Source organism: Actinophytocola sp., assembly GCF_035762905.1.
In the GTDB taxonomy this organism is placed as follows: Bacteria; Actinomycetota; Actinomycetes; order Mycobacteriales; family Pseudonocardiaceae; genus DASYTH01.
Map to the genome: position 1 here is coordinate 1 of NZ_DASUCC010000026.1, position 12,158 is coordinate 12,158.

6 protein-coding genes are annotated in these 12,158 nt (G+C 71.0%); all 6 read left to right on the plus strand.

Translation table 11 applies throughout. The features are described from left to right. The coding region (locus tag VFV67_RS03510; protein WP_326467130.1) for an SDR family NAD(P)-dependent oxidoreductase at nt 1-3,948 on the plus strand (3,948 nt) is incomplete at its 5' end. Nucleotides 3,949-3,953: 5 nt separating this feature from the next. Next, nucleotides 3,954-7,058 carry a type I polyketide synthase gene (locus VFV67_RS03515; RefSeq protein WP_326467131.1) on the plus strand — a complete coding sequence of 1,035 codons (3,105 nt, stop codon included), beginning with the start codon at nt 3,954-3,956 and terminating at the stop codon, nt 7,056-7,058. Between the two features lie 177 nt (nt 7,059-7,235). Further along, nucleotides 7,236-10,283, plus strand: a complete 3,048-nt coding sequence (locus tag VFV67_RS03520; protein WP_326467133.1) for an AMP-binding protein — start codon at nt 7,236-7,238, stop codon at nt 10,281-10,283. A 98-nt stretch (nt 10,284-10,381) separates the two neighbouring features. After that, nucleotides 10,382-10,711 carry a PadR family transcriptional regulator gene (locus VFV67_RS03525; RefSeq protein WP_326467135.1) on the plus strand — a complete coding sequence of 110 codons (330 nt, stop codon included), beginning with the start codon at nt 10,382-10,384 and terminating at the stop codon, nt 10,709-10,711. A 2-nt stretch (nt 10,712-10,713) separates the two neighbouring features. Beyond that, nucleotides 10,714-11,073 carry a DUF1048 domain-containing protein gene (locus VFV67_RS03530; protein WP_326467137.1) on the plus strand — a complete coding sequence of 120 codons (360 nt, stop codon included), beginning with the start codon at nt 10,714-10,716 and terminating at the stop codon, nt 11,071-11,073. Nucleotides 11,074-11,106: 33 nt separating this feature from the next. Next, complete coding sequence (locus VFV67_RS03535; RefSeq protein WP_326467139.1) at nt 11,107-11,943, plus strand: hypothetical protein; 837 nt, start codon at nt 11,107-11,109, stop codon at nt 11,941-11,943. Nucleotides 11,944-12,158: the final 215 nt, after the last annotated feature.

Genomic DNA, 12,158 nt, shown 5'->3' on the forward strand with positions numbered 1-12,158 from the left:
AACCGCGCCCCGGCCCAGGCACTGGCCACCGCCCTGGCCCACCTCCACACCCACGGCGCCACCATCGACTGGCACACCCAATTCGGCACCCGCCAACCCATCGACCTGCCCACCTACGCCTTCCAACGACAGCGCTACTGGATGGACTTCCTGGCCGGGTCGGAGTCGGCGGACGTGGCCTCCGCGGGCCTGTCCGACCCGAACCATCCGCTGCTCGGCGCCGTGCTGGACCACCCGGGCACCGACGAGGTGGTCTTCACCGGCCGGTGGTCCCTGCGGACGCACGCATGGCTGGCCGATCACGCCGTGTTCGGTGCGGTCGTCGTACCGGCGACGGCCTACCTGGACCTGGCGCTGTCGGTGGGCCGGCACGTCGGGTGTGCCGCGATCGAGGATCTCACCCTGGAACTTCCGCTGATTCTCCCCGACTCGGGCGACGTGGCGGTTCGGGTCGTCGCCGGTGCGCCGGACGAGACCGGCCGCCGCTCCCTGGACGTGTACTCGCGTCCCGACTCGTCCGGCGCAGCCGAAGGCCCGGAGCTGGGTGGCTGGACCCGGCACGCGGTGGGGAACCTGGCTCCGGGCGAGTGGGCCGATGACCCGCGATCGCTCGCCGGGTGGCCACCGGCCGGGGCGCGGCGCCTCGACCTCGACGGTCTCTACGACACGTTCGCGGACGCGGGTTTCGACTACGGTCCGGCGTTCCGCGGGCTGCGCGAGGTCTGGCAGTCCGGCGACGATCTCTTCGCCCTCGCCACGCTGCCGGACACCGCCGGTGGCGGGTTCGCACTGCATCCGGCACTGATCGACACCGTGCTGCACGCGGCGGTGGCCGGCGGGGTCATCCAGGTGACGGGCGATCAAGGCTGGATGCCCTTCTCGTGGTCCGGCGTGCGGCTGGCCGGCGAGTGCGGCCCGACCGTGCGGGTCCGGCTGTCCCCGGCCGGCGAAGGCGTCGTGTCCCTGGCGATCGCCGGCGAACACGGCCGCACGATCGCGCAGGTCGAGGCGTTGACGTTCCGGCCGGCGAGTGCCGAGCAGGTGCGCGCGGCGCGCGGCGGGCCCGAGCAGTCGTTGTTCGAACTGGACTGGCGACCGGTCCAGCAGAGCGAGCGGGAAACCCGGCGCGGGCCATGGGGCGTTCTGGGCGCGCCGGACGGCCTTGCCGCTCGGCTCCGCGCGGCGGGCGACGAGAGCGTCGTGTCCTACTCGTCCATCGACGAGGTCCTTTCCGGACAGACGCCGCCGCAGATCGTCCTGTGCCTGGACGATTTCGTCGCCGTAGGACCCGATCTGCTCACCGTGGTCGGCGACGCGGACAAGCGCGTCCTCGACTGGGTCCAGCGGTTCCTCGCCGAGGATCGGCTCGCCGAGTCGACGCTGGTGGTGCTCACTCGGCTGGCCGTCGACACCGGCGCGGGCGTCGAGAGCCTCCCCGGCGCGTCCGTGTGGGGTCTGATCCGGTCCGCCCAGACCGAGCACCCCGGCAGGTTCCGGCTGGTGGACATCGACGACGAGGAAACCTCGCTGGCCCGCTTCCCGGACGCGCTCGCCATCGACGCGGACCAGTTGGCGGTGCGCGGCGACGCGTACCTGGTCCCCCGCATGGTCCGGGCCGCACCCGCGCAGACGCGGCTGGCGGCCCCGGCAGGCGCGGTCCGGCTCGGCATCCCGAACAAGGGGACGCTGGAGAACGTGACCTGGGTGCCGTGCCCCGAGGTGGAAGCGCCGCTGACCAGCGGTCAGGTCCGGGTCGCCGTTTCGGCGGCGGGGCTCAACTTCCGGGACGTCACGATCGCCCTCGGCCTGGTGGACCGGACGGCCATCGACGCCGGACTCGGCAGTGAGGGCGCCGGGGTCGTGCTCGAGGTGGCCGACGACGTGACCCGGTTTTCGCCGGGTGACCGGGTGACCGGCATCTTCTCCGGCGCCTTCGGCCGGGTTGCCGTCGCGGATCACCGGATGCTCGTGCCCATCCCCGACGGGTGGAGCTACGCCGAGGCGGCCGCCGTGCCGTGCAGTTTCCTCACGGCCTACTACGCGCTCTTCCGCGTGATGAAGCTCAAGCAGGGACAGCGGATCCTCATCCACGCCGCGGCCGGCGGCGTCGGGATGGCCGCCGTCGCGATGGCCAAGCACGTCGGCGCCGAGATCTACGGGACCGCGAGCCCGGCCAAGTGGCCCACCCTGCGCGCGCTCGGCATCGACGACGAGCACCTGGCATCGTCGCGCGATCTGGAGTTCGCGAAGAAGTTCCTGGACTCCACGGGCGGTCGCGGGGTGGACGCCGTGCTGAACTCGCTCGCGCACCAGTTCGTCGACGCCTCGCTGACGCTGCTCCCCGACGGCGGGAACTTCGTCGAGATGGGCAAGACGGACATCCGCGATCCGCACCAGGTGGCGGCCGATCACCCCGGAGTCGACTACGAGGCGTTCGACCTCTACGCGACCGGCCCGGACACGATCCACGAGATGTTCCAGGCCGTCATGGCGCTGTTCGCCGACGGGCGGGTGCGGCACAGCCCGGTCGCCGTACGGAACATCGGCGAGGCGCGCACGGTGCTCCGCGAGATGAGCCAGGGCCGCCACGTCGGCAAGGTGGTCTTCGAGGTGGGCGACGACTTCGGCGGTGGCACCGTGCTGGTCACCGGCGGGACCGGCGGAGTGGGTTCGCTGGTGGCGCGGCACCTGGTCGCCGAGCGCGGCGTGCGAAGTCTGCTGCTGGCCAGTCGCAGCGGGATGGCGGCCGACGGGGTTGCCGAACTGGTCGAGGAACTGGCGGACGCGGGCGCCGAGGTCCGGGTCGCGGCCTGCGACGTCGCGGACCGGGCTGCCGTTGCGGACCTGCTCGCGGACCTGCCCGGCCGGTACCCACTGACCGCGGTCGTGCACGCGGCGGGTGTGCTCGCCGACGGCACCGTCGAGTCGCTGACCGCGGAAAGCCTCGACCACGTGCTGGGCGCCAAGGTCGGCGGTGCGGTCAACCTGCACGAGTTGACCAGGCACCGCCCGCTGTCGGCGTTCATCCAGTTCTCCGCCTTCGCGGGCACGCTCGGCACCGGCGGACAGGCGAACTACGCCGCGGCGAACGGGTTCCTGGACGGTCTTGCGGCGCAGCGCAGGGCGTCCGGCCTGGTCGGCACCGCGCTGTGCTGGGGCTTGTGGGAGCAGAGCAGCGGCATGACCGGGGACCTGGAGGCGGCCGATCTGTCCCGGCTGCGGCGGATGGGCGTCGCCGCGATGCCGACCGCCGAGGCACTGGCCCTGTTCGACTCGGCCTGCGCGATCGACAAGCCGGTCCTCATCCCGGCCCGGGTGGACATCGCCGCGCTGCGCAACAGGACCGGTGCCGAGCTGCCGCCGCTGCTGCGCGACCTCGCCGACGGCGGCCGGCAACGCCGTAACCGGGCGGGCACGGCCACGGACGGTGGCCCGCTCGGGCTGTCCGCCCGGCTGGCCACCCTGCCGGCGGACGAGGCGCAGGCGGCCGTCCTGGACTGGGTCCGCGACCAGGTCGCCGTCGTGCTCGGACACCCGTCCGGCGCGGTCGTCGACGCCGAAAAGGCGTTCACGCAGCTCGGATTCGACTCGCTGACCTCGGTCGAACTGTGCAACCGCCTGGCGTCCCAGACCGGGCTGCGCCTGCCGTCCACCCTCGTCTTCAGCTACCCCACATCACGCGAGCTCGGCGAGCACCTGTTCGGCCTGCTACGTCCGGAACCGGAACCGGAGCAGGGCTCGGCCGACGACGCCGCGATCCGACTGGTGCTGCGCGACATCTCGATCGACAGCCTGCGCAGCGCGGGCGTCCTTGAGCTGGTGCTGGCGTGCGCCAACCCGGCCGCGGGCGGCGACGGAGCGCAGGCGGAGGCGGACTCCGGCGCCGACGAACTGTCCGGCCTGGACCTGGACGCTCTGGTGGACCTGGCTCTGGACGAGAAGAGGTAGCGGACATGACGGATGGCACGGCGGACGGCGCGGACCGGGTCCAGCGGGCGCTGCGCACGCTGCTGGAGGAGCGCGACCGCCTCCGGCAGGAGAACGACGCCCTGAAAGCCGGCCGCGGCGAACCGATCGCCGTGGTGGCCATGGCGTGCCGCTACCCGGGAGGCGTGTCGACGCCCGAGGAACTGTGGGCGGTGATCCGCGACGGCCGCGACGTCGTGGGCGACTTCCCGCACGACCGCGGCTGGCGCGACGTGTACGACCCGGAGCCCGACACCGTCGGCGGCGCGTACACCCGGCAGGGCGGGTTCCTGACCGACGTGGCCGGTTTCGACGCGGAATTCTTCGGCATCAGCCCGCGCGAGGCGCTTGCGGTCGATCCGCACCACCGGCTGTTGCTCGAGACGTCGTGGGAGGCCTTCGAGCGGGCCGGCATCGTTCCCGCCGACGTACGCGGGGCCGACGTCGGCGTCTTCTCCGGGGTGAGCTCGTCCGAGTACGGATGGCGTTTCCTCGAGGCGGGGCAGAAGGATCTGGAGGGCTACCTGCTCTACGGCAGCGCGCTGAGCGTCGCGTCCGGCCGGGTGGCCTACGAGCTGGGGCTGACCGGGCCGGCGGTGTCGGTGGACACGGCGTGTTCATCGTCGCTGGTGGCCCTGCACCTGGCGATGCAGGCACTGCGTTCCGGGGAGTGCTCACTCGCGCTGGCCGGCGGGGCGGCGGTGATGCCGACGCCCGCGTTCTTCGTGGAGTTCTCCCGGCAGCGCGCGCTGTCGCCCGATGGCCGGTGCAAGGCCTTCGCGGACGGAGCCGATGGCACCGGCTGGGCCGAGGGCGTTGGGGTGCTGCTGCTCGAGCGGCTGTCCGACGCCCGCCGGGCCGGTCACCCGGTGCTGGCCGTGCTTCGCGGTTCCGCGGTGAATCAGGACGGGGCCAGCAACGGGTTGACCGCTCCCAACGGCCGTGCCCAGGAACAGGTGATCCGCAAGGCACTGGCGAACGCCGGGGTCTCGGCCGCCGAGGTGGACCTCGTCGAAGCCCACGGCACCGGAACCGTGCTCGGCGATCCGATCGAGGCGGGTGCGCTGCTGGCGACCTACGGGCAGGACCGGGCGGCGGGCCGGCCGCTCTGGCTGGGATCCCTGAAGTCGAACCTGGGGCACGCCATGGCCGCCGCCGGCGTCGGTGGCGTGATCAAGGCCGTGCTGGCGCTGCGGAACGGGTACCTGCCGAAGACCCTGCACGTGCGGGCGCCCTCGACGCACGTGGACTGGTCCAGCGGTGCGATCGAGCTTCTGGTGGAGGGGCGGGAGTGGACCCGGCCGGACGGTCCGCGGCGGGCCGCGGTGTCCTCGTTCGGCGTCAGCGGCACCAACGCACACGTGATCCTGGAAGAAGAACCGCCGCGGGAGCAGGCGGAGGAGCGCGGTGCCGACTCGGGCGTCGTCGGCGGGCTCGTGCCGTGGGTGGTGTCGGCCAAGAGCGCGAAGGCGCTGGAACTGCAGGCGGGCAAGCTGCGCGATTTCGCCGCCGCCGAGCCGGGTGCGGATGTCGCCGATGTCGGCGCCTCGCTGGTGTCGAGCCGGTCGCGGTTCGCGCACCGGGCGGTGGTCCTCGGCCGCGACCGGGACGAGCTGCGCAGCGGCTTGGCGTCGCTGTGCGACGGTGCGGAGTCCGCGACGGTGCTGCGCGGTGTCGCCGGGAACCTCGGCGGGGTCGCGTTCATGTTCCCCGGACAGGGATCGCAGTGGGTCGGCATGGGCCGGCAGCTGTATGACGCCTTTCCGGTCTTCGCGCAGACCATGGACGCGTGCTCGGCCGCGCTGGCCGAGTGGGTCGACTGGTCGCTGCTCGACGTGGTGCGCGGCGTGCCGGGGGCGCCAGGCATGGACCGGGTGGACGTCGTTCAGCCGGCGCTGTTCTCGGTGATGGTGTCCATGGCCGCCCTGTGGCGGTCCTGGGGCGTGCAGCCGGCCGCGGTGGTCGGGCACAGCCAGGGCGAGATCGCCGCCGCCTACGTGTGCGGTGCACTGTCCTTACGGGACGCCGCCAAGGTCGTCGCGCTGCGCAGCAAGGCCCTGGTCGAGCTGATCGGTCACGGCGGGATGGCGTCGGTCGCGGAGTCCGAGGAGGTCGTGACGGAACGGCTCGCGCCGTGGCGTGACCGGGTGAGCGTCGCCGTGGTCAACGGACCCCGTTCCGTTGTGGTGTCCGGGGAACCGGCCGCACTCGACGAGTTCGTGGCGCGGATGACGGCCGACGGTGTTCAGGCCCGGCGGATCAAGGTCGACTACGCCTCCCATTCCCACCAGGTGACCCGGGTCCGCGACCAGGTGCTCGGCGCGCTGTCCGACATCCGCCCGACAACGTCGAAGCCGCCGTTCTTCTACTCCACCCTGTACGGCGAGATCATCGACACCGCGGAGCTGACCGGCGAGTACTGGTACGACAACCTGCGCGAAAAGGTCCGCTTCGAGTCCTCGGTGCGGCGGCTGGCCGACGACGGCTTCCGGGTGTTCGTCGAGCTGAGCCCGCACCCGGTGCTGACCGTGCCGGTGCAGGAGATCGTCGAGGACGTTGCGGGCGCGGTGGTCCTGTCGTCGTCGCGGCGGGACTCCGACGAGGTGGCGGCCGTGGTCGGCTCGCTGGCCCAACTCCACGTCCGGGGCGGGTCGGTGGACTGGGACGCCCTGTTCGGGACGCGCCGGCGGGTGGATCTTCCGACGTATGCGTTCCAGCGGCAGCGGTACTGGCTGAGCTCCTCGCCGACGGCGGTGGCCGAGGTGTCCGAAACGCCTGCGGACGACTCCGGCTCGGACCACCTGGTCCCGCTGTCCGACCGGATCTCCGGCCTGGCCGAAGACGAGGCGAAGACCGTCGTCCTCGAGCACGTCCTCGACAAGATCGCCGGCGTCCTCGGTCACTCGTCCGGCGCCGCCATCGACCCGGACCAGGAGATGGTGGCGCTCGGCTTCGACTCACTGCTGTCCCTCGAGCTGAGCAAACGGCTGGCCGCGTCGACCGGACTCAAGCTGAGGGCGAACCTGGTGCTGCGGCACCCGGCGCCGCGACTGATCGCCGCGCACATCATGTCCGCGATGGTCAAGCGGTGAACGCCGGGCGCAGTTCCGCGCCGCCGGACTGTCCTGCCGACGGGACACCGCAAGCTGCACAGCGGCTTGTCCCGCTCGGCGCCACCTTGTCTTGAACGGCTGACGCGCATCCCTGATGGTGGGGGGTGGTTGTGAGTTCTCTGATTCCCGGGCCTGTTCGTTGAGGGGTTGATCTTTGTGCGTTCGTTCGGTGTCTCGTCCGCGCATAAAGGGATGTGGCGGGCGCAGGAAATGGCTCCCGATACGCCGAACCATGCGCTGACCATGTGGGATGTGGACGGTGAGCTGGACGCGGCGGTCATGGAGTCCGCGTTCCGGCACGTGCTCGGCGAGGCGGAGGTGCTGCGCGTCAACTTCGTCGACGACGGCAGCGGACTGCGGCTGGTACCCCGGGAACTGGGGGATTGGCGGCCGTTCTTCCTGGATCTGTCCGCCGAGGCCGATCCCGAGCAGGCGGCCCGCGAAGCCCTGGCCGACCTGGTTCGGCAGCCGTTCGACCTGGCGCGGGATCGGCTGTTCCGGCTGGGTGTGGTCCGGCTCGCGGCGACCCGCTCGCTCGTGGTGATCGCCTACCACCACCTCATCTCGGACGGGTTCGGTGCGGGCGGTCTGCTGTCCAAGCGGCTCGCCGAGGTGTACACGGCGCTGGTGCGGGGCGAGGAGATACCGGAGCTGCCGTACCCGTGGGACGCCGAGTCGTTCGCGGCCGAGGCGCTGGCCTACCTCGCCTCCGAGAAGTTCGCCGAGGACACGGAGTTCTGGCGCGACTACCTGAAGGGCGCGCCCGCGCCCGCGCAGGTTCCGCGCATCGCCCTGCCCGACTCGATGCGCTCCGCGCTCGACGAACCGTTGAGCAGCGCCGACCGCTGGTCGGAGGTGGCCGGCGCCATCGGCATGGCGAGCCGGACGCTGACCGTTCCGGGCGCCGAGGCGGGCGCGTGGGCCGAGGCCGCGCGGGCCATGGGCGTGTGGACGTCGCAGCTGCTGACCGCGGCCGCGGCGGTGTATCTCCGGCATCGCTGCGACCGTCCGGAGTTCCTTCTCTCGCTGGCCGTTGGCAACCGGGTCGGGGTGGCGAGCCGGACGCCCGGCCTCGCGGTGAACGTGGTGCCGGTGCGGGTGCGGGTTCCGCTCGGTGCGACCTTCACCGAGGTCGCCGACGCGATCGTCGACGAGACCTACGAGATCCTCGGTCACGCCGCCTGTCACTACTCGGACATCCAGCGGGCGAGCGAAGCCGTCCTGAGCGATCGCGGCAGTTTCGGTGTCGTCATGAACGTCGTCGAGTTCGCGGAGCAGCTCCGCTTCGCCGACAGCCCGGCGCGCTACTCCGGCGCGACGACCGGGACCTTCGACGAGCTGTCGATCGCCGTGTACACCGACGGCAGCGCCGGCAGCGACCTGTACATCCGGCTCGACGCCCCGGCGCGGCTGTACTCCCGCGCGGAACTGCGGTTCATCGGCGAGGAGCTGATCGCCTACCTCCGTGCCGTGGTGGCCGCAGGCGAGCAGCCGGTCGGTGCGCTGGACGTGCTGTGCGGTGCCGAGCGGGACCGGGTGCTGACCGCGCCGACCGGCCCGGAGGTGCCGGGCTTGACGGTTCCCGAGCTGTTCGCCCGGCAGGTGGAGCGGGACCCCGATGCTATCGCGCTGGTCTCCGGTGACTCGACGGTCTCGTACCGGGAGCTGGATGAGCGCTCGGACCGCGTGGCCGAGGCGCTGCGCAGGCGGCACGTCGGACCCGAGACGGTCGTGGCGGTGGCGCTGCCTCGATCGGTGGACCTGGCCGTCGCCCTGCTGGGGGTGGTGAAGGCGGGCGGCGCCTACCTGCCGATCGATCCGGTGTTCCCGGCGGAGCGGATCTCCTCGGTGGTCGGCGATGCGTCGCCGCGCGTGCTGCTCACCGACACGGCGAGCACCGAAGTCCATTCCGGTCTGGACGTTCCGGCGATCGTGTTCGGCGACATCGGCGCTGACGGCGACGGTGTGCCACAGGTTGCGGTCCCGCCGCGTCCGGACGGCCTGCTGGCCGTCATGTGCAGCTCGGGCCCGACCGGTGTGGTTACCGGCGTCGCCGTGACGCACCGGAACATGCGGCGGTTCGTCCTGGATGGACACTGGCGCGAAGGCGGCCACAGCACCGTGCTGTGGCATTCGCCGCACACCTCCGACGCGCTCGCCCTCGAATTGTGGACGCCGTTGCTGAACGGCGGCCGGGTGGTCGTGGCCGCTGCGGGGGAGCTGGACCTCGATGCGCTGGCCGAGTTGCGAAGCGCGCACCAGCTCTCCACGGTGTGGCTGCCCGTGGGCCTGTTCTCGGCGGCCGCGGTGCGCCGGGCCCGGGCGGCCTGCCCCGAGCTGACGATCATCCACGGTCACGGTCAGACGGACGGCGCCGCCCGCTATGTGTTGGGACCCGGGTTGGCGCCGGTCCCCGTTGGCGTGGCCGGAGAGCTGTACGTGGCCGGGCCCGGCGTGGCGCGGGGCTATGCCGGGCGACCCGGGCGGACCGCGGAGCATTTCGTGCCCTGTCCCTTCGGTTCAGCCGGCGGGCTCATGTACCGGACCGGAGACCTGGTGCGGTGGGGTACCGACGGCCGGCTCGACTACGTGGGCCGGGCCGACACCCAGACCGACGTTCGGGGTGTCCGGGTCCAGTTGGCCGAGGTCGAAGCGGCGCTGTCCGAGCACCCCGCGCTGACCCGGTCGGTGGTGGTCGCCGGCAATGACGACGCCGGACGGCAGCGGCTGGTCGGTTACGTGGTCCCGGCCGGCGGCAAGGCCGTGTCCGGGGACGAGCTGCGCCGGTTCGCCGCGGGGCGGTTGCCGGAGGTCATGGTGCCGTCGGTGTTCGTGGTGCTGGACCGCCTGCCGGTGACGGTCGACGGGCGGGTGGACCGGGCGTCGCTGCCCAAGCCCGAGCTCGATGACGGGTCGTACCGGGCACCGCGCAACGACACCGAGCGGGTTCTGGCCCGGGCGTTCGCCGAGGTGCTCGAGCTGGACCGGGTGGGGATCGACGAGGACTTCTTCGACCTCGGTGGCAATTCGCTGCGCGCGATCAGGCTGGTCGGCCTGATCCGGTCGGAGCTGAAGCAGGAGGTGTCCATCCGCAAGTTGTTCGCGGCGCGCACCATCGCCGGCCTGTCGGACATGTGGAAGGACCTCGCCCAGTCGAGCAGGCCGTCGCTGCGCAGGAGGACGAGGGACGGCGCGGTCCTCTGACCCCGATTCGGCGCCATGTCGAGCTTGCGCTCGCCTCAGTATTCAGTGATACTATGTACTAGTAGTCAGTATCACCGAGTAGTGAGAGGAGGTGCTCCATGGGCAAGCAGGTGACGGAGATGCTCAAGGGAACGCTGGAGGGCATCGTCCTGGCGATCCTGTCCGGCCGGCGCGCGTACGGCTACGAGATCACGGCGTGGCTGCGGGATCAGGGTTTCTCCGACATCGCCGAGGGCACCGTCTACGCGCTGCTGGTCCGGATCGAGCAGCGCGGCCTGGTCGACGTGGAGAAGATCCCGTCCGACAAGGGACCACCCCGAAAGGTGTATTCGCTCAATCCCGCGGGTCGGGAAAATCTCGATGAGTTCTGGAGGACGTGGAGCTTCCTCACGGAACGTCTGGAACAGCTCCGCGAAGGAGGAAAGTAACCATGTCCGAGGTAGAAAATGGCGGCTTCATCTCCCGGGTGATCGGCCCCAAGCGGCAATGGCGGGAGTACAAGGCGCGGGTGAAGCAGCTTCCGCCGAACTACGCCACGGCGGCCGAAGCGATCGAGCGGTACCTGATGCACTTCGTGCCGACCGATGCCGGCAGCGTCGGGTCGATGTTCGAAGACCTCGCCGACCTGTTCGAACAGGCCGCGGCGAACGGAACGCCGATCCGCGAGATCGTCGGCAACGACCCGGTGGAGTTCGTCGAGGCGTTCGTCCAGAACTACACCACGGGCGGCTACGTCACCAACCGTGAGCGCAAGCGGCTGACCGACGCCATCGCACACGCAGCGAAGTAGAGCCAATCACGCACACCCAGAGGGAGATTTGTCATGCCAACGTTCACCACACCTGGGCCGATCACGGCCAGGTTGACCACCGGCGGCGCCAGGGTGCGGGTCACCGCGACCGAGCGGTCGGACACGGTGGTGCTGGTCGAGCCCATCGACAGCGCGAACAAGACGGACGTGAAGGTGGCCGAGCACACCAAGGTCGATTTCTCCGCAGGCGAACTGTCGGTCAAGACGAACAAGTCGGGCGACAAGAACGGTTCGGTCGCCATCACGATCGAGTTGCCGGTCGGATCCGGGCTGGTCCTGACCACGGCTTGGACGGAGGTGCACGCCGGCGGCCAACTCGGCGACTGCGAGCTGCACGTGGCCTCGGGACAGGTCCGGCTCGACCACGTCGCCGCGCTGCGGGGGAATCTCGCGGCCGGCGAGGTCGCGGTCGGACACGTCGCCGGGAGCGTCGACATCGAAAGCACGTCGGCCACGGTGCGGATCGACGAGGTCGACGGCGCCGTCAGGTACCTGGGTTCGACCGGAAAGATCTGGATCGGCCACGCCGGATCCGACCTCGAGCTCAACAGCTCCAGCGGCAGCCTCGACATCGACCGGGCCGAGGGCAGTGTCTTCGCCAAGGCGGGCAACTGTCCTATTCGGATCGGCCGGCTCACGCGCGGCCAGGCGGAACTGTTGAACGCCGCCGGGGGCATCGAGATCGGCATCAGCGCGGGCACCGCCGCCCAGGTGCAGGCCAAGAGCACCAAGGGGGCGGTGCGCAACTCCCTGTCCGCACAGGACGACCTCGGCCCGTTCGACAACAACGTCAAGGTCTACGCCCGCGCACGACGCAACGACATCGTCATCCACCGGGTGGCTGTCTGAGCCGGGAGCACAACGGCACGCACACGAAGCAGGGCAAAGCCACGCTTTGCCCTGCTTTTGTGTTGTCAGGTGTTCACATGGCTTTGACCTGCGGTGACGTGGGGGGGCGCGGTGTCAGTGGTGGTGTCAGGGGTGTGTCAGGGGTGTGGCGGGTGGGGTCGGGATGGTAGTGCCATGACAAATTCAGCGATATCGGTTTCCGGTTTGCGGAAGAG